This window comes from Ahrensia marina (assembly GCF_042140245.1).
GTDB lineage: Bacteria > Pseudomonadota > Alphaproteobacteria > Rhizobiales > MH13 > MH13.
In genome coordinates, this window is the sequence record NZ_CP159483.1 from 470903 (window position 1) to 492876 (window position 21974).

The following is a 21974-nucleotide window of genomic DNA, read 5'->3' on the forward strand; positions in this document are numbered from 1 at the left end:
GATCAGCCCCCCACCATGAAGGTAAGAGCGTGCGGCATGGCCAAGGCGAACCCGGTCAAGCGCTCGACGATATCTTCGCCAAGCATCACGGCAAACACGGCAAACAGATAAAGAATGGAAAAGCCAAACAGCTTACCAGCAGCTTTGTTGCGCGCTGGGATATCAACGGCCCGGGACAGGCGCAGAGCGTGTTGGATAAAGCCAACACCGCCAGCCACTGTTACAAGCGCGTAAAGAATACCTGCGTAGCCCAAAAACGCGGGCAGAACCGCCAAAGGCGCAAGCAGAACTGAATAGAGTAGGATTTGCTGACGGGTGACTTTGTCACCGGCCACGTTCGGCAGCATTGGCACGCCAGCGCGGCCGTAGTCTTCTTCCTTCAGGATTGCCAGTGCCCAGAAATGCGGTGGCGTCCACATGAAGATGATGAGCACCATCAAGATCGGCTCAAGGCTGAGCGACCCTGTGACGGCGAGCCATCCAATGGCTGGAGGAAACGCACCTGCCAAACCACCGATGACGATGTTCTGCGACGTCCACCGCTTCAACCACATGGTGTAGATGTTGACGTAGAAGAAGATGGTGAAGGCCAGCATGGCGGCCGACTGCCAGTTCACCAGCAGACCAAGTACACCGACCGAGCCAACCGACAAAAGAATGCCAAAACTCAAAGCTTGCCGTGGCGTCACCGCACCCGAAGGGATGGGGCGCAGCGCAGTTCGACCCATCACGGCATCGATGTCGGCGTCGTACCACATATTGAGAGCACCAGAGGCCCCTGCGCCAATAGCAATGCAGAGCACAGCGGTAAGCGCAACAAACGGATGAATGGTGCCAGGTGCGGCGATGAGACCTGCAAGCGCTGTGAACACGACCAGCGACATCACCCGTGGTTTCAACAGGTTGATGTAATCGCGCGCAGACGCTGTCGAAAGCCCTGCCTCACGAAGGGCAAGGCTGGGATTGGCAGCGTCAGAAGTGGCGTCCGTTAGGCTCATCAAAACTCGTCATGCTGAAAGAGGGAGCGCGGCAAGAAACTCGCCGCGCCAAACTTTAGGATTTCGCTCTTAGTGCTTGTCGAACGTAACCCGTGGCAGTTTTTCAAACTGGTGGAACGGTGGTGGTGAGGTCAGCGTCCACTCCAGTGTCGTAGCACCTTCTCCCCATGGGTTGTCGCCCGCTTTGCGCTTGGCGGCAAAGGCATGTGCCACGCCCACAAGGAAGATGATCACACCGACAGCGGAAATGTAGGACCCAATCGAGGAGATGTAGTTCCAACCAGCATAGGCGTCAGGATAATCGGCATAGCGACGCGGCATCCCGTTGAGGCCCAGGAAGTGTTGCGGGAAGAACAGAAGGTTCACACCAACAAACGTGACCCAGAAGTGCAGTTTGCCAAGGAACTCAGAGTACATGTAGCCGAACATTTTCGGGAACCAGTAGTACCAAGCCGCGAAGATGCCGAAGACAGCGCCTAGCGAGAGCACATAGTGGAAGTGAGCAACCACGTAATAGGTGTCATGGAACGCGCGATCCAAGCCAGCATTGGCGAGCTGAACGCCCGTCACACCACCGACAGTGAATAGGAAGATGAAACCCAATGACCAGATCATTGGCGTAGTGAAGCGGATGGAACCACCCCACATCGTCGCGATCCAAGAGAAGATTTTCACGCCTGTTGGCACCGCGATCACCATTGTGGCGAACACGAAATAAGCCTGCGTCTCAACGGAGAGGCCCACCGTGTACATGTGGTGCGCCCAAACGATGAAGCCGACCACACCGATAGCCACCATTGCGTAGGCCATGCCGAGATACCCGAAAATCGGCTTCTTGGAGAAGGTGGAAATGATGTGGCTGACGATGCCGAAGGCCGGCAAAATCATGATGTACACTTCCGGGTGACCAAAGAACCAGAACAGGTGCTGGAAGAGGATTGGATCCCCGCCACCTGCCGGATCAAAGAAGGTGGTGCCGAAGTTACGGTCGGTCAGCAACATGGTGATAGCACCGGCTAACACTGGCAGCGCCAGAAGAAGCAGGAAGCCTGTCACCAGGATCGCCCAAGCAAACAGCGGCATCTTGTGCAACGTCATGCCAGGCGCGCGCATGTTGAAGATGGTGGTGATGAAGTTGATCGCCCCCAAGATCGATGACGCGCCGGCAATGTGAAGCGACAAGATCGCAAAATCGACCGCTGGGCCTGGATGGCCAGATGTAGAGAGCGGCGGATAGATGGTCCAACCACCACCAACGCCCAAACCGCCTGGAGGTCCCTCAACAAACATGGAGATGACCAGCAGGATCAGCGCAGGTGGAAGCAGCCAGAAGGAAATGTTGTTCATGCGCGGAAACGCCATGTCTGGCGCACCGATCATGATGGGGACGAAATAGTTGGCAAAACCACCAATCAAGGCTGGCATGACCACAAAGAACACCATGATCAGGCCGTGGCCTGTCACGAAGACATTGTAGGCATGGCCATCGGCAAATATCTGCATGCCCGGCTCTTGGAGCTCCAGGCGAATACCGATGGAAAGTGCACCACCGATGATGCCCGCGATAATCGCGAAGATCAGGTAGAGGACACCGATGTCCTTATGGTTGGTTGAATAAAACCAGCGTGCCCAAAATCCGGGGACATCGTCATGCGCTGTCGCGTCTGCGTAGCTTGCCATGGTGCCTCAAATCCTCATCAAAAGTGTCCGGTGTGGGCGCGGCGCAAACCGCGACCTCAAAAAGTGTTAGTTCTGTGCGAGTTCAGTGCCGTCGGCATTGTCGCGGATCATCTGCGCCAACATCTCATTGGCCGCACCCAAATCATCGCTAGCCAAAGCAGCCCAAGCATCAAACTGAGACTGGCTTACAACGCGGATCGCGATGGGCATGAAAGCATGGTCGGTGCCACAAAGCTCTGAGCACTGACCATAGTAGATGCCTTCACGATCAGCGCGGAACCATGTCTCGTTGAGACGGCCCGGCACAGCATCCATCTTCACGCCAAAGGCTGGCATTGCGAACGCGTGCAAAACATCAGCCGCGGTTACCTGCAAACGAACGGTGGCGTTCACTGGCACCACAAGGTCATTGTCCACGGCCAACAGACGCGGGAAGTCTTCTTCTGTGCCGCCGGTTTCTTCCATACGCGCCAAGCGCTCATCGTCCTGCAGCATGATCTGCAGGATGTCGATGTCGTTATGATCAGGGTACTCATAGCCCCAATACCACTGGTAGCCCGTCGCCTTGATCGTCATGTCAGCGGGTGGAACCACAGCCTCTTCGTAAAGCAGTCGGAAGGACGGTACAGCGATCACCACCAAAATGATGATCGGCACGACAGTCCATGCCACTTCGAGCATCGCGTGGTGCGTGGTCTTCGATGGCGTCTTGTTGTTCTTCTCAGAGAAGCGCCAGCAGACATAAATCATCAGCGCCAGCACGAAAATTACGATGGCCGTGATAATTATCAAAGTGAAGGTCTCAAACCAGTGTATGTGCTCCATCACGATGGTCGCGGCGTCTTGGAAGCCCACGGCCCATGGTGTCGGTTGCGCGGCTAAAGCCGGTGCCGCCAACGCTAGAAGTGTAGCCATGGTTGCGGTGATGGTGGTGGCGATGCGGTGCGCTATCGTCATGCTGATACAGGTCTCCGAGCGATCAGGGCCGAAAATGTGCGGGCGTGTCATGAAGCCGGTTGGCAAACAACCGGTTTTGTCCGCTGACACGGGCGCTCACAAGCCCTCCTCCTAATCGAAGCCTTACCTATCTGACTGACCATCTGATGGGAAGAGCGCAGGCCGAGTTGAAATGCGTCATATTAGCGCCGCACTTCTTATCCCTTGGTCGTAGAGAGAGTTTTGAAAGCCCACTGTCGTTAGGGCAATGCGCAACGATCATACCTTTTTGACAACAATGCCCAAACGCCTGTGGCCCTAGCGAAGACCACTCTCGTCATACCGCCGCCCCATTGCTAGAGTTTGGCCATCGCTGATGCGAATCACCAAGCCGCTTGAGTCAATGATCCATTTTTTCCGTTTTTCTCCGTTCCTCGCTCTGATGGCGGCTGTTTTTGTGCTGCCAGCCCCTGCCTCTGCCCAGCCGGTGGTACGAGAGAGCTTTCAGGCCTGGCAGATCCAATGCGAAACGCCCGATGGCTCACCGACAGAACTGTGCGCACTGGTGCAAAATGTTGCGGCCGTGGATCGGCCCAATGTGGAGCTTCGCGTGACAATCGTGCGAACGCTTGATGGCGGTGCGCACATTCTACGTGTGGCGGTACCGCTGGGCGTGTTGCTTGATGGCGGACTTGGCCTGCGCATTGATGACACCGACATTGGCACAGCCGACTTTGCTCGCTGTCTGCCTTCGGGCTGCTATGTCGAAATGATCATGGATGATGAGCTGGTGACCACGCTCTCCAGCGGCCAAACAGCTTGGTTTGTCATCTTTCAGACACCCGATGAGGGCATCGGCATCCCCATCGAACTGCCTGGCTTTGCCGAAGGTTTTGCTGCGCTTCAATAGAAGCTTGCCATCAGATGCTTGACGCCTAGCGGGTGAAGGTCCACTTGGCCGTGGATGGAAGACGCTCAAGCCACGCTCCAAACGCTTGCCGACAGGGCGGCCTATAGCTCCGATCCTATTGTCCTGGTGCTCATTCTATTGGCCGCAGGGCTGATCGCAGTTCCGATCTTCCAGCGCTTTAAGCTTGGGGCGGTGCTTGGCTATCTGGCTGCAGGACTGGCCATCGGCCCCGCGCTAGGATTGGTTTCAGATATCGACGCGGTCGCTACCGTTGCTGAGTTCGGCGTCGTCCTTTTCCTGTTCATTATTGGTCTGGAACTGAAGCCAACAACGCTTTGGAGCTTGCGCAAGTCTATCTTTGGCTCCGGCAGCGGACAGATGCTGGGCTCAACCTTGCTGCTTTCGGGCGCGGCCATGATGTTTGGCTTCTCCTGGCAAAGTGCGCTGATCATTGGTTGGGCCCTTGCGCTCTCCTCCACGGCGATTGCCCTTGCTATCCTCGATGAACGGCATGAGCGCGAGACACCGCACGGTAAAGCGACATTCGGCATCTTGCTCTTCCAGGACCTCACTGTTGTGCCACTGCTCGCATTGGCTTCCATTCTTGCCCCGCGCGGTGATGGTGGCATGGGATTGACTGAGGCTGGGATAGCGCTTGGCGCCGTGGTCGCGTTGGTGGTCATCGGGCGGTTTATGCTCAATCCGCTTTTTCACATTCTCGCCAAGACAGGTGTGCGCGAAGTGATGACCGCCGGCGCGCTGATGATCGTGCTTGGCGCCGCCTTTGTGATGGAACAGGCTAACTTGTCGACAGCGCTTGGCGCACTTATCGCGGGCGTCATGCTCTCAGAAAGCGATTTCCGCCATCAGCTGGAAGCTGACATTGAGCCATTTCGCGGCCTCCTTATGGGTCTCTTCTTCCTGGCTGTCGGTCTTTCCATTGATCTTGGGGTTCTGACTGACCAGTTCCTGGTGATTTTGGCCATTACGCTGCTCGGCCTTATCATCAAACTCGGCGTTACCTATGCGGTGATGCGGATGATGGGGGAGGATCACGCCGCTGGCGTCAAAACCACTGCCTATGTTTGCCAGTTTGGTGAATTTGGCTTCGTTGTCTTCGGCGTCGCCTTGGCTGGCGGCCTGGTTGATGGACCAACACAGAGCATTCTGGCGTGTGCGGTGGCGCTTTCCATGGCACTGACACCGGTTCTCATCAATGCTGCCTATGCACTGACCAAAAACAAAACCAGCGAAACAATGGAGGAAGACTATTCCTCAGCGCAGGCAAGGGTGCTGATCATTGGTTTTGGCCGCTTTGGTCAGTTCGTTTCGCAGACCGTGCAAGCTGGTGGCGAACGTGTGACCGTTATTGACACCGATGCTGACCGTATCCGTGATGCCAAGCGCTTCAAGGCTCGCATCTACTATGGTGACGGCACACGGCTCGACATTTTGGCCGCGGCGGGCTTGGCACGCGCTGACATTCTGGCGGTTTGTACCGACGGTCGGGCGACCACCACACGGATCGTCGAAGCGGTGCGCGAAGCTTATCCTGATTTGCCGATTTATGCCCGTGCCTACGATCGCGGCCATGCTTTGGAACTGCTCAAAATTGGGGCGACGGAAGCTGTCCGCGAGACGTTCCATTCATCGATTGAGATGGGGCGGCAGGTGTTGCTTGAGCTTGGCATTCCAGAAGATGAAGCTGATTTCCGCGTGGCCGATGTGCGGGCGCGCGATGAGAAACGTTTTGCCATGCAGGCCGAAGACGGCATTTTGGCTGGGGTCGATCTGGTTTTTCCAACGGGCCAAGAGGTTCCCAAACCCAAACCGATGTTTGACCCCGTTCCCGAGCCACTTATCCAGACCGATGGCGAGGCAGAAGCCCTGTCGCCGGAAACCGAAGCTATCACCAAGGACGACACATAGATGGCTGAGGCCAAAGCACGCGAAGATGATGACACGGCACCGCGCTTCGTAACCGGCTCCACGATGCGTCACACCATCGTCATGACCGCCACCGGGTCGATTGGTCTGGTGGCGATTTTCATCGTCGATTTCGCCAACCTGTTCTACATTGCGCAGCTGGGTGAAACCGAGCTTGCTGCCGCCATCGGCTATGCCGGTACGCTGATGTTTTTCATCACCTCAGCTGCCATTGGCACCACGATTGGTATCACCGCGCTGGTGTCCCGCGCTCTGGGTGCGGGCGATAAGGATCGTGCGAAACAGACAGCCGGCACAGGTCTCATTTTCATCTTTGCGCTCATCAGCGTGCTTAGCCTTTTCTGCTGGCTTTTTCTGGAATCGCTTCTCTCCGGCTTGGGTGCCACCGATCGCACGCTAGAGGTGGCTATTGGCTTCCTTCAGATCGTCATCCCATCCATGCCGTTGCTTGCGCTCGGCATGGCCATGTCCGGCCTGTTGCGCGCCGTGGGGGATGCCAAGCGGGCCATGTATGTAACGCTTGGTGCCGGCGTCGCGGCTGCCATCATGGACCCGATCTTTATCTTCGCGCTGGATATGGGCGTGAACGGCGCTGCAGTCTCCACAACGCTCTCTCGCTTTGCTCTGCTTGGCATGGGCGTCTATGGCGCGATGAAGGTGCATGATCTGGTCACCGTGCCGAGCCAGGAGGCTCTGCGCATGCATCTGGGCGGGTTGGTGGCCATTGCCGTTCCGGCCATTCTCACCAATGTTGCAACACCGGTTGGCAATGCGATTGTCACCCGCGCTATTGCACCTTTTGGCGATGATGCTGTTGCTGGCTGGGCGATTGTCGGGCGCATCATTCCTGTCGCGTTTGGAGCGATCTTTGCCCTGTCGGGGGCCGTGGGGCCCATCCTTGGCCAGAACTATGGTGCTGGCCGAATTGACCGGGTTCAGCGCGCCTTTATGGACGCTCTCATCCTAATCCTGGCTTACTCGGTTGTGGTTTGGGCGATCTTGTTCCTTGCCCGCGATCCAATCGTTGCGCTGTTCGACGCTGAAGGCAACGCAGCAGGCCTGGTGATCTTGTTCTGCACCTATGTTGCGGCAAGCTTCATCTTCAATGGCGCTTTGTTCGTGGCCAATGCCTCCTTCAACAATTTGGGCTTTGCCACTTACTCCACCGTCTTCAACTGGGGCAAAGCCACCATCGGCACCCTGCCCTTCGTTTGGCTAGGCGCCCAGATGGAATGGGGTGGCGGCGGTGCGCAGGGTGTGCTGATCGGCCAAGCGCTGGGCTCGGTGGTTTTTGGTCTGGCGGCGGTGATCACCGCCTATCGAGTGATGCAAAAACTGGAACCACCCAAAGGCGATGCGCCCGTTGTCACGCATCGTCCAGAGCCAGCACCCTTCGCGTCGGGTAAGGCTGCCAGCTAGGCAATCTGATCACCCGCCTTTGTTGACTGGCTGCCGCTTGCCACCGCCGAGCACCAGGACATTGCCGAAGAGAGCCAATGCCACGCCAATGAACGCGAAGACGGTCCATTGGTAACCCTCAAACAGCGTGGACGAGGCCAAGGCGATCAGCGGAAAGATGACCGTGGCGTAAGAGGCACGCGCGCCGCCTATCCTGCCCAGCAAGGTGAGGTAACTCCAAAACGCGATCACTGAGGAGAACACAGCGAGCCAAACCAGAGAGCCGATGTACCCAGCGGTTGGTTCAATGGCGAAGGTGTGACCTTGCGCGAACGCCAACACGAACAACCAAATCACGCCGTAGAGCATGCCCCAGGCGTTGGTGGCGAGGATTGGCAATCCTCGTTTTTGTGCCCGTGCGGAGAGCACATTACCAGTGCAAAAGAACAAGGTACCGCAGATGCAAAGGCCCAAGCCCAAAAGCACATCGCGGTTGAGCGTGGTGCCCGTGATCTCCGGCCAAAACAGGAACCCAATTCCCAGTGCACCCAACAGAGCGCCCACCAACCGACGTGGCTCGGCACGCTGACCCATAAACGTAATGCCGATCAAGAAATTGATAATGGACGCAAGTGAGAACACAACTGCCAAGAGGCCCGCGGTGATCTCAATGCCGCCATAGTAGAAAAACAGAAAATTGGTGGAGAAAATGAAGAAGCCCATTGCGGCAAACAGCATGTGATCACGCAGCGAAAACCGCATGCGCTGGCCCGCCCAGAGCGCCCAGGCAAAAACCAGAACACCGGCGAGGGCGAACCGCCAAACGAGCGAAACTTCGGGCGCGATGGTGCCGAGCTGCATGCGCAAGGCCAACCAGCTGGTGCCCCACACAAAGCACGTGATGACATAAAGCGAGTAGTCATACCGCTCTAAGGCGGTATCACCTGTGCTTGTCGCAGGGGTGGTGGATTGCGTTGTCACAAAAAGAGGCCACATTGGGAGGAAACAAAGCCTCCCTTCTCATGAACGAGCCGTTATGACCACCCAGAGCGCGACGACCGATCTTCCCCGCCTTGGCCTAGCGCTGGGCGGCGGCGGTGCTCGCGGCTTATCGCATATCACCATCTTGGATGTGGTCGAAGAGCTGGGCCTACCCATCGCCTGCGTATCGGGCACCAGCATTGGGTCGATCATTGGTTGGGGTGTTGCATCCGGTCTTTCTGCGGGCGATATGCGCGCGTTTGTTCTAGAAACCGCCGAGGCCCGCGAGGTTGCGGCGCGGGCCTGGAAAATGCGCCCGAAAGGGTGGAACGAGTTTTCAAAATGGTTTGAGTTGCAGCTTGAACCTGAAGCGGTGCTGGACGCCTTCATGCCCGATGGTCTGGCGGCAAGCTTTGACCAATTGGTTCTTCCGCTGGCGGTTGTTGCGACCGATTATTATGGTTGGCACGCGCAGGTGATCAAAGACGGGCCCATTGCTCCGGCGGTTGCCGCCAGTATCGCGATCCCTTTTGTCTTCAAACCCGTGGTGCTTGACGGGCGGGTTCATGTGGATGGTGGCGTGGTAAACCCGCTGCCAACAGATGCTCTTGAAACGTGCGATCTGGTCGTCGCCGTGGATGTCGTTGGCGGCCCGAAACCAGATGGCGAAAATGGCGGAGGCAGTTTGGACACGCCTCCATCCCAGATGGATTCGATCTTTGGCTCCATGCAGATCGGCATGCAGACCATCACCAGCAAACTGCTCGAACTGCGACCGCCCGATGTGCTGATCACGCCACCCATTGCCGAGTTTCAAGTGCTCGACTTCCTCAAGACGAAAGAGATATTGGCCGCGTCCGATGCAGAGCGTGACACCATCAAGCGCGACATCAGCGTGGCAGTAGAGCGGTGGATGGCACGAGAAGTGGACGCGTAAGACGAGCTGCCAATCAGCCCTGGATTGCGCTCAACTTTGCAGCAAAGGCATCCACAGCATCAATGTAGCGCCCTTCAGCCACATCCTCTTGCGCGATGGCCAACGACGTTGCCAACGGTACAGGCAGAAGATCGTTCACACAGTCCACCGCCTTTTCTGGAGGAGAGTGTCCTCCACAGGTGAAAAACAAAGCAGTCCGTTCTGGCAATTGCGGCTTCTTTGCCAGAAAAGACCGCAGAGGCAACGCTGGATAGCTCGTCCAAATCGGGCTGCCCAAGATAACCAGATCATAGTCGCCAAAGGCAATGTCCGGCACGTTGATCGCTGGCAACTGACCTTTCACGCTGTCATAGCCAGCCAACAGATAGCGCAACCACCCAGATTGGTAGCGCGGGCATGTGATCACGTCGATCTCAGCACCAAGCGCAGCTTGGAGCGCGTGCGCAACTTTCGCGGTCGTGCCGGTCCGGGAGTAGTAGAGAACCAAGGATTTCATCTTTGAACGCTGCTCCGATTGAAATCCCAACCTGCCTGCCGTGATGCGTCAATTGCATGAGCGGTCAGGGCCAGAAGTGAAAAGACCGGAGGTCGTACGCGTTCGACCGGCACCACTCCTCAACCACGATGCATTTCACTTGGCCACGGAAGGATCGCCCATCTTGAGCCGCTCGCCATTGACTGCGGTCAACGGGATTGCGGCCACCCACAAAGATGAGAAATCAGCTATCGGCGCAGACAGCGGCGACAGCACCTGCAAACACGTGTCGCCGCCGTTTGATTGGAACGTTACTTCGTCCCGAACATCCGGTCGCCCGCATCACCCAGGCCTGGCACGATATAGCCGTGATCGTTGAGGCGTTCATCGATGGCAGCGGTCACCACTGGCACATCAGGATGGTTTTTGGTGAAACGCTCCACCCCTTCCGGTGCGGCGAGCAAGCAGACAAAGCGAATGTTGTGAGCACCACGCTCTTTCAGCTTTGTCACGGCCGCTGACACAGAATTGGACGTGGCGAGCATGGGATCAAGAACGATGACAAGACGGTCCGACAGGTCTTCTGGCGCCTTGAAATAGTACTCCACCGGCTGAAGGGTTTCAGGGTCCCGATAAAGGCCGATATGGGCAACGCGGGCAGCAGGCACCAAGTCGAGCATGCCTTCCAAAAGGCCGTCTCCAGCACGAAGGACAGAGGCAAAGACCAGTTTCTTGCCAGAAAGCTTGGGTGCCATCATCGGCTGAATGGGCGTTTCGATCTCGACTTCTTCGGTCTCTAGATCGCGTGTCGTCTCGTAGCAAAGCAGGTGGGAGATCTCGAACAACAACCGGCGAAACGACGCGGTGGAGGTGTTCTTATCCCGCATCAAGGTGAGCTTGTGCTGGATCAGCGGGTGATCGACAACGGTTACGCCTTGCATGCGGGGCTCCTTGTTTTGTGCGGCGCCCTGTTCATGCCCAACAGGTCAGGCGCTGGCAAGCGCGGTTTCCAACTTGCCCAAGAGTTTTTGCCGCGTTGGCTCGTCAACAAAAGCCGCGTTCAGTGCATTGCGCGTTAGCATGGCACGCATCGCCGTTTCGTCACCGCCAAGCAAATGCACCATTGTCTCAACATCTTTGGCAAGCGTCGTGTGGAAATGCGGCGGATCATCGGAATTGGCTGTCAGCTTAATGCCTGCATTGTGCAGTTGTTTGGCAGGATGCGCATCCAGACCGTCAACTGCGTTGAGCACCACATTAGAAACCGGACAGACCTCTAGGGTTATGCCTTTGGCCGCTATCTCGGCCATCAGGGCCTCGTCTTCGGCGGCGCGAACACCATGACCAATACGTGTGACGCCCAAGGAGATCGCATCGCGGATAGTCGGCGGTCCAGTCCACTCGCCAGCATGTGCCGTGAGACCCAAACCTGCACCAGCACAGCGCGCGAAAGCATCGTTGGCATCAAGAAGCGAGCCTGCCACTTCACTACCAGCAATACCAAAACCGGCGATCAACGGATTGGTCTTGGCTGCCTCTATCGCGATATCAGCAGCGCGATTGATCGCCTGGGTGCCGAAATGGCGAACCCCGGTGGGGATCATGCGGCTAACAATGCCATGATCGACCTCAGCCCGTTTGATGCCATCAGCCAACGCATTCAGATAGGCCATCGGCTCAACGCCAGCTTGCTCGGCATGGTCGGTAGAAGAAAAGGTTTCGGAGTAAATGGCTCCTTGCGCAGCCAGGCCTGATGCATAAGCGTAAGCAAGATTGCTGTAATCCTCTGCCCGCGTGAAAACGCTCGCCACCCGATCATAGGCACTTAAGAAGCTGTCAAAGTCCGACCAGATGTAGCCATTCTCACCGTTGATCAAACCGGTGATGTCCTGGCCGTTACGATGGGCGAGTTCGCGCACCAGATCAGTTGGTGCTGCACCCTCAATGTGACAGTGCAGTTCAGCCAGTGGGATTGGGGAAGGCGTTTGGGTCAAAGGATCGATGTTCCATGTTTGCCAGCTGGCAGGCCGAGCCATTTGGCTGCCGTTTCTCCAATATCGGCAAAGGTGGTTCGTACCCCAGCAGAGCCTGGCTCCAAATCCTTTGCCAGCATGAGGACGGGAACACGCTCACGGGTATGGTCCGTGCCAACCCAGCTTGGGTCGTTGCCATGGTCGGCGGTGAGCATCAGGAGGTCGCCTTCTTTCATGGCGTCCATGAAACGAGGCAGTTGGCGATCAAACCGCTCCAGCGCATCTGCATAGCCCGGGATGTTGCGACGGTGCCCAAACTCAGAGTCAAATTCCACGAAGTTTGCGAACACCAAATCGCCATCCTGTGCAGCTTTCTCGCCTTCGAGCGTGCCCATCAGCACATCGAACAAAGGCTCGATGCCCGGCACTTTGCGAACCTCATCAATGCCGTGCATGGCGAAGATATCTCCCAGCTTGCCGAGGGCGATAACCCTGTTGCCTGCGTCCTGCACCCGGTTGAGCACAGTGGGTTCAGGTGGTGGCACCGCATAGTCTTTGCGATTGGGGGTGCGCTTGAACGTCTCAACCGTTTCACCAACAAAGGGGCGTGCAATCACGCGGCCAATGTTCAGCGGGTCGATCAGCTTGCGCGCAACCTTGCAGATCTCATAGAGCCGTTCGAGGCCAAAATGCTCTTCGTGTGCTGCGATTTGAAGAACTGAATCCGCTGACGTGTAGACGATGGGTTTGCCGCTTGCGATGTGCTCAAGGCCATACTCAGCGATCACAACCGTGCCTGAACCATGTTCGTTGCAGAGTGTACCCGGTAGGCCCGCTTGGCTGATGAAGTCATGCATCAGATCATCTGGAAAGGCTGGCTTGGTGTCAGGGAAATAGCCCCAGTCAAACGGCACGGGCACACCGGCAATCTCCCAGTGACCCGACGGCGTGTCCTTGCCATTTGAGACTTCACTGGCGGCGGCGTAGCGCCCTGCAACGCTTTCTGTTTCAAGGTTTGGCGGGACAGCGCCAGATGCAAGTTCCACTGCTTTCCCAAGACCCAAGCGCGTGAGGTTAGGAAGGTGGAGAGGCCCCGCACGCAGGCCTTCCTTGTCACCGGTACCGTTCGCGCAAGCTTCAGCGATATGACCGACCGTGTTGGCGCCGGTATCTGGTGTGTCGTGATTAAAGAAAAGATGCGCATCCGGCGCGCCGCCAATGCCGACGCTATCGAGCACAACCAGAAAAACGCGGGGCATCAGACACCTCCAGCGGAAGGGGCGAGACGCCGGTAGACGTTGGCGCGCGATGCAGGCGCATCGCCTAAGTTGATCGCAGCGGTGACTCGGCGCGCTGCCTCCTGCGCTGTTGCCTCATCGCGGGCAAGCACACGGGCCAGCGGATCGCCTTTGGAAATCAGTGCGCCAACATCGGTAATGTGCGTAAGACCAACCGCGTGATCGATGGGGTCCGCCGGGTTTGTGCGACCACCGCCAAGCGCGACCACCGCATTGCCGATGGCGCGTGTGTCCATCGCGCTCACCGTTCCGGTGGCCAGTGCTGGGACATCAATGACAATCGGCGCGGTGGGCAGATGATCCTGGTAACGGTCAACAAAATCACCAGGCCCGCCGAGCTGTGTCACCATCTCGCTGAACTTTTCCGCCGCTTTGCCGGAATCCAAAGCCTCAGCGACTTTTGCCAGGCTCTCAGCTTCAGGGGCCAGTCCGCCAAGAACGAGCATGTCCGCGCATAGAGCCAGCGTGATCTCTCGAACCCTCGGGTCCTGGGCTTCGCCGGTGAGGAACTCCACTGCCGTTGCCACTTCCACCGCGTTGCCGGCAGCGTGGCCAAGCACTTCGTTCATGTCAGTGAGAAGCGCTGATGTTTTGGTGCCAGCGCCATTGGCGACTGCCACCAGACTTTCCGCCAACGCTTCCGATTGCTCATGGCTCGGCATGAAAGCGCCAGAGCCAGATTTTACATCGAGCACCAAGCCATCGAGACCAGCAGCAAGCTTTTTTGACAAGATCGATGCTGTGATGAGGTCAATGCTCTCCACCGTCGCTGTCACGTCACGGATGCCATAAAAACGCTTATCGGCGGGGGCAAGCGACGCCGTTTGTCCGATGATGGCGCAGCCACAGGCTTCGGTGACTTTGCGAAACGTCTCATTGTCTGGCTGGGTGGTGTAGCCGGGAATGGAATCCATCTTGTCCAGCGTGCCACCGGTATGACCTAGGCCGCGCCCGGAAATCATCGGCACATAGCCACCACAAGCTGCCACAATGGGCGCAAGCATCAGCGAGAGATTGTCGCCCACTCCGCCAGTGGAGTGCTTGTCGAGTGCCGGGCCGTCCAGATGGCTCCAATCGAGCACATCGCCAGAGTCGCGCATCGCAAGGGTGAGAGCGACACGCTCGTCCATTTCCATGCCGCGGAAAAACACTGCCATGGCAAAGCTGGAGATCTGCGCATCGGTCACGGCACCATTGGTCATGCCGTGGACGAGAAAGTTGATTTCCTCAGACGTTAGCGTACCGCCATCGCGTTTCTTGGCAATCAGTTCTTGGGGTAGGTAAGCCATGCGCGACTTTGTCAGTGTTCAGCCAGATCGGCAACCACAGCGCGGATGAGTTTGGTGAGGTTTGGCACAATGGTTGCGCCAACGTCCTTGGTCTCATGGTGTGAGAGAGCTTCACCCGTCATACCGGCACCGAGATTGGTGATGGATGAGATGGCCAGCACATTAAGCCCGTGAAAGCGGGCCAGGATGGTTTCAGGCACCGTCGACATGCCGACCGCATCCATACCCATCGTACGGGCCATGCGGATTTCAGCGGGTGTTTCGAAGCTCGGGCCCAAAAACCACCCATAAACGCCTTCATGAAGTGCAATGCCTTCGGCCTCAGCGAGCTGTTTGGCACGGGCGCGCATGGCTGGGTCATAGGCATCGACCATGTTGGCAAACCGAGCATCACCCTCTACGCCAATGAGCGGATTGCGACCAGAAAAGTTAATGTGATCGTTGATCAGCATCAGTGATCCAGGAGCCATCTTTTCATGCAAGCTGCCGGCCGCATTGGTGAGGATGAGGCTCTCCACACCAAGGCCCTTAAGCGTTGCGATCGGCACCGCCATGGCGTCAGCCTCGCCGGTCTCATAAGCATGCACACGGCCTGCTAAAACAGCGACTTCAACACCTGCCAGCTTGCCTATCACCAGGTCAGCTGCGTGGCTCGATACGGTTGAGTGTGGGAAGTGCGGCAGATCAGTGTAGGCGATACGAACCGCATCCTCGATCTCATCCACCAGTCCGCCAAGTCCTGACCCCAGAACCAAACCGAGTTTGGGCGCAGCGTTCGGCAAACGCGCGCGGATGACGGAAACTGCATCGGACATACTAGTCGTCTTTCAGGTTAAACGCGTGGGGCAGAAGATCGCCAACGGTGGTTTCCAACATGATCTCATGCGGGGAAACAATGATCACCGGTACGGCAGCGTTTTGCGCAAATTCAGCCAGGCGTTGTCGGCAGCCACCGCAAGGCGAGGCGAGGCCCCATGGCTCACTCTCGGCTTGCGTGTCCGTTTTACCGCCGGCGACCGCTACAGCCCTGATTGTGCGGGCACCCGCTAACGCCATCGCCGCGATCGCGCCGGCCTCGGCACAACTGCCAAGGGGATAGGCTGCGTTTTCGACATTGCAGCCAGGATAGATCGAACCGTCCTCGGCAAGCACTGCCGCGCCCACGCGATAGTTCGAATAGGACGCATAGGCCGTCTCGCGTGCCTTGCGGGCCGCATCGACCAAGGCCGTTCTTTGTGCCTCGTCCATGCCTAGCGTTCCTTCACATAGGGCACGCCACCGGCCTTGGGCGGATCAGCACGACCGATGAAACCAGCGAGCAGAACGACGGTGAGAATGTAAGGCAGCGCCTGCACAATCTGCACCGGCACTTCTCCGATCAAGGGCAGGTCACGGCCTTGCAGCACAATGCCCAGCGCCTCGAGGAAGCCAAACAGCAGGCAAGCATAGAGAACTGGCACGGGCTTCCATTTGGCGAAGATGAGCGCGGCCAAGGCAATAAAGCCCTTACCGGCAGACATGTTGGGCACAAAGCTTGCAGATTGCGCCGTGGAGAGATAGGCGCCTGCGAGCCCGCAAAGCATGCCGCAAATGATGACCGCTTGATACCGCATCAAAGTCACCGAAATACCGGCGGTATCAACAGCTGCTGGGTTCTCACCAACGGCGCGCAGGCGCAGGCCAAAGCGCGTGCGGAACACCACAAACCAAGTGACCGGTACGGCCAAGAAACCGATATAAACCAGCAAGTTGTGGCCGGATATCAGATCAAAATAGATCGGCCCAATTATCGGCACGTCTTGCAGACTTTCGGCGCCAAGCCAGGTGATCGGCGTGAACCGCGCCTCATCATCCAAACCGGGTGTGCGTCCGCCGCGTTGGAAATAGGCATGGCCGATCAGAGCTGTGAGACCGGCGGCCAAAAAGTTGATTGCAACGCCCGACACGATCTGATTGCCGCGCGCTGTGATGCAGGCAAAGCCATGAACAAGCGCAAGCAAGACCGAGACCAAGATGGCTGCCCCAAGCCCGAGCCATACATTGCCTGTGACCGCACCAATAGCAGCAGCAGCAAAGGCGGCTGCCAGCATCTTGCCCTCAAGCCCGATGTCGAAAATGCCGGAACGTTCAGAGTAGAGGCCAGCAAGGGCCGCAAACAGCAACGGCATAGAAAGCCGTACGGTGGAATCGAGAAGCAGAATGAAGCTTTGAAAACTCTCCATGGGCTCTACTCCGCTGCCTGGCCAGCCGCGGCAGACGCTTCACGGACTTTGCGGCGATCATAGAGCGCGTTGAAGAACCCGACGATGGCGGGGCGGAACAGCCCTTCAAGGGCACCGGCGAAGAGGATCACCAAACCTTGGATGGCGATGATCATATCGCGCGTGATCGAAGGCATGGAGAAGGCAAGCTCCGCGCCACCTTGGTAAAGTGCGCCAAACAGAAGAGCGGCCAGAACAATACCAATCGGGTGGGCACGCCCCATGAGGGCAACAGCAATGCCGACAAAACCGGCACCACCGGCAAACTCCAAGATCAGGCGGCCGTGCACGCCCATGATCTCGTTGATGGCCATCATGCCAGCCAAGCCACCGGAGATGGCCATGGCGATCATGATCAAACGCGGGGGGCGCATGCCTGCATAAACGGCGGCCGTTGGGTTCTGTCCTAGCGTACGCATCCGGTATCCGAGCCGGGTGCGCCAGACCAGCACCCACACCAAAAACGCCATGATGAGGGCTAGGAAGAGCGAAATGTTGGTCTGCGCGCCACCAAGGTTCATGCCGAACCAGTCGAAGAACCAATCGATGCGTGGAATACGGCCGCCCTCTTCAAAGGTGCGCGACTCCGGTGCCATTGACCCTGGCTGGCGGAAAACGTTGACCAGCATATAGGTCATCAGCGCAGCCGCGATGAAGTTGAACATGATGGTGGTGATAACGATGTGGCTGCCACGCTTGGCTTGTAGATAGCCAGGCACAAAAGCCCAAAACGCGCCGAACGCCGCGCCGGCCATGATGGCGAAGGGTGCTGTGATCCACCAAGGCACTAATGTGTCCATAAACAGGCAGACCAATGCCACGCCGAGACCAGCAACATAGGCTTGACCCTCGCCACCGATGTTGAACAACCCCGCATGGAAAGCCACCGCCACAGCGAGCCCTGTGAAGATGAAATTGGTTGCGTAGTAGAGCGTGAAGCCAAGCCCTTCGCCGTACCCGAAAGCGCCGAACAGCATCAGCTCAACCGCTTCGAGTGGGTTCTCACCAACGGCGATCACCACCAGACCGGCGACCAGAAAAGCAGCGGCCAGGTTCAACAGTGGGATCAGGCCAAAATCGACCCAACGAGGAAGTTCACCTCTGCTCATCGCACCCTCGCTTCATCGCACTCTTGGCTCATCCTTTGCCCCGCCGTTCAAGATAGCCTTCCTGCACCAAGTGATCGCGTAGAAACGGTACAAACCCTACTTCGCGCCTATCGGCATCGGCACACTCCCAAACGGGGCCACCATCAGCGCAGACCTCATAAACGACATCACTGGCAACGTTGATCTGTTCCAGTGTGGCAAGTGCCTCTTCACCGCGACCGAGGCGCGCTTCGATGCCCGCCCAACCAGCCAAACGGCCTGGCTCACCGCTCATGGCTGATGGGCTGTCAAACTGTGTCAGTTGGCTTTCATATGTCGGGATGAGGTCGGGATTGTCTGAAACATCCACCGGCTCTCCATCGCGCACAGTGAAGAACCTCGGCGGTGGCGCGGAGCACGCATAGCAATCGAAGGTGTAGAGGAAGCTTTGATCGGCAACTTCTATCTCTCCAAAACCGTTCTCATCGGCATCCCACACCGTGTAACCGCCATCGAACAGACCAAGCTCGTGGACTTGCCAAACACCACCAGGGGACAAAGCGGCGATCTGAATACGGTCGCAGCAATGAGCGCCACCGGTGTAGCTCGATGCAATGAGTTCTGGCTCAGGTGTCGATGGATCGATGTTCACAAGCTGCATGCTTGCGGGCAGGAAGGGGAAGAAGCTTGGCTCACCCTCAAAACGCAAAACCTCGCCGTTGGCGTCTTCAAGCACATAGACCGGTGTTATTGTGTCATCGCTGTTGGCTTGCGCTTCGATCCGCGCGGTGATGCCACCCAAGGTCAGCGTGTTTGGGCCTGTTTCGCTGTACTCATCCAGGGTGATCCCCAGCACCGGATCGGGCTCGGTGGACGGTGCCGCGCTTGGCCCTTTTTGGGCAAGGGTCGGCGTTGCAATAAGGCAAAACGCTGCACAAACGACAAAAGCACGGTTCATTGTGCAGCCTCCACAGCTTGGCCCTGGTTAGCGGCACCGTCGATGCCAGCCATCATCAGACCAATCTCATTTTCATCGGTATCTTGCGGCATACGTTCACCTACTATTTCGCCACCGCACATCACCAGAATCCGGTCGGAGAGACCGAAAATCTCATCAAGCTCCACCGAAACCAAAAGCACCGCTTTACCTGCATCACGCATGGCGATGAGCTGTTTGTGGATGAACTCAATGGCACCAATGTCCACGCCGCGCGTTGGTTGACCGACCAGCAGGACGTCAGGGTCCTGCTCCATTTCGCGAGCGATAACGATTTTTTGCTGATTGCCGCCTGAGAAGTTCGCTGTTTTCAGGCGGCAGTTGGGCGGTCGGATATCGTACTTTTCAATGTGCGCTTTGGCATGATCGCGCACAGCATCAACATCCAGCACGAACTTGCCGCCAATATCATCATGGTCGTGATAGCCAAGGACAGCGTTTTCGTTTTCTTCAAAGCTCTTAACCAGGCCCATGCGCAATCGATCTTCGGGCACATGGCCCATGCCGAGATGTCGTGCTTCAGCTGGGTCGCCGGTGCGGGACAGCGTCTTGCCATTGATGACAACTGATCCGGCGCTTGGTGGAACAATGCCTGAAACCGCCTCAAGCAGTTCCGACTGGCCATTGCCTGAGACGCCGGCAATGCCAACAATCTCGCCGCGACGCACGTCAAAGGAGACGTTTTTCACGCGGTCAACGCCGAACTTGTCCGTGACGGTGAGGTTCCTCACTTCCAAGGCCGCCTCGCCGGGCTTGGCCTCGCCTTTGTCGACTTCCAGCAACACCCGGCGACCGACCATCTGTTCGGCAATCTCCGATGGGTTGGTATCAGCGGTTTGAAGCGTGGCCACCATCGCGCCACGTCGCATCACCGAAACCTCATCGGTAACAGCCATGATCTCGCGCAGCTTGTGGGTGATGAGCAAAATCGTTTTGCCCTGGTCGCGCAATTGGCGCAGGATTTTGAAGAGATTATCAGCTTCTTCAGGCGTCAAGACGCCTGTCGGCTCATCGAGTATGAGGATATCAGCACCACGATAGAGCGCCTTCAAAATCTCCACGCGTTGCTGCAGGCCGACCGAAAGCTCCGACACGATGGCGTCTGGATCGACGGTCAGACCATAGGTTTCGCTGAGGTGTTTGAGGTCTTTGCGAACCTTCTCTCGCCCGGCTTGCAAAAGGGCTGCGCCCTCAGCGCCCAACATGACGTTCTCAATAACGGTGAAGTTGTCGACCAGCATGAAGTGCTGATGGACCATGCCAATGCCGTGGGCGATAGCATCGTTGGAGGAGCGAATGGAAACCTTCTGGCCACCGACAAAAATGTCGCCATCGTCGGCTTCGTAAAAGCCGTACAGAATGGACATGAGGGTGGACTTGCCGGCGCCATTTTCCCCCACGATCCCATGGATCGATTGGCGCGCGACCTTCAAATCAATGTGCTTGTTGGCATGGACCGCGCCGAAGCGCTTGTCGATGCCACGCAACTCAATCGCCAGCGTGTTCGATGAAGCAGCTGATGAAGGTATGGGTTCAGCGTTGGTCGTTTCTGTCACGGCTTATTGCCCTGCCGATTGGAACAATGGCCGGTCCCACTATAGGGGACCGGCCGATGTCTCTTGATGGCTTACTCGATAGGGCAGGTTGAATCAGAGCGGTAGTCATGGACAACAACTTCGCCGGAAGCAATTGCCTGAGCAGCTTCATCGACTGCGACACGCATCTCATCTGAAATCAAGGCCGCGTTGTTATCATCATCAGCCCAACCGACTGCTCCCTCGGCCAGACCAAGAACGACAATGCCATCTTCAACATCGCCACCTGTCTCCATCGCGTCTGAGAAATAGTCATAAACGGCGACATCAACGCGCTTGAGCATAGACGTTAGCACGGACCCAGGATGCAAACCATTTTGGTTGGAGTCCACACCGATGCCCAAAACGCCAGCGTCAGCAGCAGCTTGCAGCACACCGATGCCTGTACCACCGGCTGCGTGAAACACAACATCAGCTCCAGATGAGATGTGGCTTTGGGTGATTTCGCCGCCACGCACCGGGTCGTTCCATGCCGCCGGTGTGGTGCCGGTCATGGCCCAAACCACCTCCACATCTTCATCGGCTGATACCGCCCCCTGGGCGTATCCGCACTGGAAGGCTGAGATCAGTGGAATGTCCATTCCGCCAACAAAGCCGACTGTGCCTGTCTCTGAGGCCATCGCTGCCAGGATGCCAACCAGGTACGATCCTTCGTGCTCTTTGAAAAGAATTGAGCGCACATTCGGAAGATCGACAACGCTGTCCACGATCGCAAACTGCGTGTCAGGGAACTCGGCTGCCACCGTTTCGACAGCCGTAGCGTGCAGGAAGCCGATGGCGATGATCGGGTTAAGACCTCGACGCGCGAAGTTACGGAGAGCCTGTGCGCGTTGCGCGTCGTTCTGGATCTCAAAATCGGCATACTCGATACCGGTTTCCTCGGAGAACCGCTCTGCGCCGGTATAGGCTGACTGATTGAAGCTCTCATCAAAACGGCCACCAACATCGTAAACAATGGCCGGATTGATATCGTCGGCAATGGCTGGGACAGTAAGAAGTGCACCCAGAGCCGCTGTGGCGAGCAGTTGTTTGATCATGTATTCACCTCCGTTGAGACCCTTTTGGGCCTGCCCTTACCGGTGGTTTTGTTGGTTCTTACAACACCGGCCGGGCGTTAAGCTGTTCAGCTTTGAAAGCTGCACAAAGGCATTCTTCCTAAAAGCTGACAGCGACCCTAAGCCATTGGGCACAGAGAGCAAGAGGGTGTGGGT

The 21974-nt window shown here is 57.3% G+C and carries 20 protein-coding genes; 4 read left to right on the top strand and 16 right to left on the bottom strand.

Annotated features, from left to right (window positions below):
* Positions 1–2: 2 nt before the first annotated feature.
* The 3 genes from ABWH92_RS02310 to coxB all read right to left on the bottom strand — a co-directional run bounded on the left by ABWH92_RS02310 (position 3) and on the right by coxB (position 3635).
* Positions 3–998, bottom strand: coding sequence for a heme o synthase (locus ABWH92_RS02310; RefSeq protein ID WP_375571783.1), 996 nt, complete (start codon positions 996–998; stop codon positions 3–5).
* A 69-nt stretch (positions 999–1067) separates the two neighbouring features.
* Entirely contained in the window at positions 1068–2678 is a 1611-nt protein-coding gene (gene ctaD, locus ABWH92_RS02315; protein WP_375571785.1) for a cytochrome c oxidase subunit I, read from the bottom strand.
* 66 nt (positions 2679–2744) lie between these two features.
* Positions 2745–3635, bottom strand: coding sequence for a cytochrome c oxidase subunit II (gene coxB / locus ABWH92_RS02320; RefSeq protein WP_375574162.1), 891 nt, complete (start codon positions 3633–3635; stop codon positions 2745–2747).
* 382 nt (positions 3636–4017) lie between these two features.
* On the opposite strand from coxB, the gene ABWH92_RS02325 reads away from it, so the two are divergent.
* From ABWH92_RS02325 to ABWH92_RS02335, 3 genes are read left to right on the top strand one after another with little or no spacing between them, the layout of a single operon-like run.
* Positions 4018–4524, top strand: coding sequence for an invasion associated locus B family protein (locus tag ABWH92_RS02325; RefSeq protein WP_375571787.1), 507 nt, complete (start codon positions 4018–4020; stop codon positions 4522–4524).
* 54 nt (positions 4525–4578) lie between these two features.
* Entirely contained in the window at positions 4579–6453 is a 1875-nt protein-coding gene (locus ABWH92_RS02330) for a monovalent cation:proton antiporter-2 (CPA2) family protein (protein WP_375571789.1), read from the top strand.
* Positions 6454–7890, top strand: coding sequence for an MATE family efflux transporter (locus tag ABWH92_RS02335; RefSeq protein ID WP_375571791.1), 1437 nt, complete (start codon positions 6454–6456; stop codon positions 7888–7890).
* 9 nt (positions 7891–7899) lie between these two features.
* Here ABWH92_RS02335 and ABWH92_RS02340 read toward each other — a convergent pair whose 3' ends face one another.
* Entirely contained in the window at positions 7900–8850 is a 951-nt protein-coding gene (locus tag ABWH92_RS02340) for a DMT family transporter (protein ID WP_375571792.1), read from the bottom strand.
* Positions 8851–8905: 55 nt separating this feature from the next.
* Here ABWH92_RS02340 and ABWH92_RS02345 point away from each other — a divergent pair, with 55 nt between their 5' ends.
* On the top strand, positions 8906–9787 hold the full coding sequence (locus ABWH92_RS02345; protein ID WP_375571794.1) for a patatin-like phospholipase family protein: 882 nt from the start codon (positions 8906–8908) through the stop codon (positions 9785–9787).
* A 13-nt stretch (positions 9788–9800) separates the two neighbouring features.
* On the opposite strand, the gene ABWH92_RS02350 is transcribed toward ABWH92_RS02345, so the two are convergent.
* The 12 genes from ABWH92_RS02350 to ABWH92_RS02405 form a co-directional block, all read right to left on the bottom strand.
* Complete coding sequence (locus tag ABWH92_RS02350) at positions 9801–10283, bottom strand: flavodoxin family protein (protein ID WP_375571796.1); 483 nt, start codon at positions 10281–10283, stop codon at positions 9801–9803.
* A 290-nt stretch (positions 10284–10573) separates the two neighbouring features.
* Positions 10574–11203, bottom strand: coding sequence for a uracil phosphoribosyltransferase (upp, locus tag ABWH92_RS02355; RefSeq protein ID WP_375571798.1), 630 nt, complete (start codon positions 11201–11203; stop codon positions 10574–10576).
* A 45-nt stretch (positions 11204–11248) separates the two neighbouring features.
* The gene (add, locus tag ABWH92_RS02360; protein ID WP_375571800.1) at positions 11249–12256 is read right to left on the bottom strand and encodes an adenosine deaminase; all 1008 of its coding nucleotides are present in this window, start codon (positions 12254–12256) and stop codon (positions 11249–11251) included.
* Positions 12253–13494, bottom strand: a complete 1242-nt coding sequence (locus ABWH92_RS02365; RefSeq protein WP_375571802.1) for a phosphopentomutase — start codon at positions 13492–13494, stop codon at positions 12253–12255. The genes add and ABWH92_RS02365 overlap by 4 nt, the downstream gene beginning before the upstream one ends.
* The gene (gene deoA / locus ABWH92_RS02370; RefSeq protein WP_375571803.1) at positions 13494–14822 is read right to left on the bottom strand and encodes a thymidine phosphorylase; all 1329 of its coding nucleotides are present in this window, start codon (positions 14820–14822) and stop codon (positions 13494–13496) included. Before deoA ends, ABWH92_RS02365 begins: the two co-directional genes overlap by 1 nt.
* An 11-nt stretch (positions 14823–14833) precedes the next feature.
* On the bottom strand, positions 14834–15637 hold the full coding sequence (locus tag ABWH92_RS02375) for a purine-nucleoside phosphorylase (protein WP_375571805.1): 804 nt from the start codon (positions 15635–15637) through the stop codon (positions 14834–14836).
* 1 nt (position 15638) lies between these two features.
* Positions 15639–16070 (bottom strand): cytidine deaminase, encoded by a 432-nt coding sequence (locus ABWH92_RS02380; protein ID WP_375571806.1) that lies wholly within the window; start codon positions 16068–16070, stop codon positions 15639–15641.
* Between the two features lie 2 nt (positions 16071–16072).
* On the bottom strand, positions 16073–17044 hold the full coding sequence (locus tag ABWH92_RS02385; RefSeq protein ID WP_375571808.1) for an ABC transporter permease: 972 nt from the start codon (positions 17042–17044) through the stop codon (positions 16073–16075).
* Positions 17045–17049: 5 nt separating this feature from the next.
* Complete coding sequence (locus tag ABWH92_RS02390) at positions 17050–18192, bottom strand: ABC transporter permease (protein ID WP_375571810.1); 1143 nt, start codon at positions 18190–18192, stop codon at positions 17050–17052.
* Positions 18193–18220: 28 nt separating this feature from the next.
* A complete protein-coding gene (locus tag ABWH92_RS02395) occupies positions 18221–19129 on the bottom strand; it encodes a hypothetical protein (protein ID WP_375571812.1) in 909 nt (302 codons plus the stop codon).
* Positions 19126–20724, bottom strand: coding sequence for an ABC transporter ATP-binding protein (locus ABWH92_RS02400; RefSeq protein WP_375571814.1), 1599 nt, complete (start codon positions 20722–20724; stop codon positions 19126–19128). Before ABWH92_RS02400 ends, ABWH92_RS02395 begins: the two co-directional genes overlap by 4 nt.
* A gap of 71 nt (positions 20725–20795) precedes the next feature.
* Positions 20796–21800 (bottom strand): BMP family protein, encoded by a 1005-nt coding sequence (locus tag ABWH92_RS02405; RefSeq protein WP_375571815.1) that lies wholly within the window; start codon positions 21798–21800, stop codon positions 20796–20798.
* Positions 21801–21974 lie beyond the last annotated feature (174 nt).

Excerpts from the sequence above, each read along its gene's own strand:
- ABWH92_RS02310 (WP_375571783.1), bottom strand. The coding sequence starts at position 998 with ATGAGCCTAACGGACGCCACTTCTGACGCTGCCAATCCCAGCCTTGCC.
- ctaD (WP_375571785.1), bottom strand. The coding sequence starts at position 2,678 with ATGGCAAGCTACGCAGACGCGACAGCGCATGACGATGTCCCCGGATTT.
- coxB (WP_375574162.1), bottom strand. The coding sequence starts at position 3,635 with ATGACGATAGCGCACCGCATCGCCACCACCATCACCGCAACCATGGCT.
- ABWH92_RS02325 (WP_375571787.1), top strand. The coding sequence starts at position 4,018 with ATGATCCATTTTTTCCGTTTTTCTCCGTTCCTCGCTCTGATGGCGGCT.
- ABWH92_RS02330 (WP_375571789.1), top strand. The coding sequence starts at position 4,579 with ATGGAAGACGCTCAAGCCACGCTCCAAACGCTTGCCGACAGGGCGGCC.
- ABWH92_RS02335 (WP_375571791.1), top strand. The coding sequence starts at position 6,454 with ATGGCTGAGGCCAAAGCACGCGAAGATGATGACACGGCACCGCGCTTC.
- ABWH92_RS02345 (WP_375571794.1), top strand. The coding sequence starts at position 8,906 with ATGACCACCCAGAGCGCGACGACCGATCTTCCCCGCCTTGGCCTAGCG.
- ABWH92_RS02350 (WP_375571796.1), bottom strand. The coding sequence starts at position 10,283 with ATGAAATCCTTGGTTCTCTACTACTCCCGGACCGGCACGACCGCGAAA.
- upp (WP_375571798.1), bottom strand. The coding sequence starts at position 11,203 with ATGCAAGGCGTAACCGTTGTCGATCACCCGCTGATCCAGCACAAGCTC.
- ABWH92_RS02365 (WP_375571802.1), bottom strand. The coding sequence starts at position 13,494 with ATGCCCCGCGTTTTTCTGGTTGTGCTCGATAGCGTCGGCATTGGCGGC.
- deoA (WP_375571803.1), bottom strand. The coding sequence starts at position 14,822 with ATGGCTTACCTACCCCAAGAACTGATTGCCAAGAAACGCGATGGCGGT.
- ABWH92_RS02375 (WP_375571805.1), bottom strand. The coding sequence starts at position 15,637 with ATGTCCGATGCAGTTTCCGTCATCCGCGCGCGTTTGCCGAACGCTGCG.
- ABWH92_RS02380 (WP_375571806.1), bottom strand. The coding sequence starts at position 16,070 with ATGGACGAGGCACAAAGAACGGCCTTGGTCGATGCGGCCCGCAAGGCA.
- ABWH92_RS02385 (WP_375571808.1), bottom strand. The coding sequence starts at position 17,044 with ATGGAGAGTTTTCAAAGCTTCATTCTGCTTCTCGATTCCACCGTACGG.
- ABWH92_RS02390 (WP_375571810.1), bottom strand. The coding sequence starts at position 18,192 with ATGAGCAGAGGTGAACTTCCTCGTTGGGTCGATTTTGGCCTGATCCCA.
- ABWH92_RS02395 (WP_375571812.1), bottom strand. The coding sequence starts at position 19,129 with ATGAACCGTGCTTTTGTCGTTTGTGCAGCGTTTTGCCTTATTGCAACG.
- ABWH92_RS02405 (WP_375571815.1), bottom strand. The coding sequence starts at position 21,800 with ATGATCAAACAACTGCTCGCCACAGCGGCTCTGGGTGCACTTCTTACT.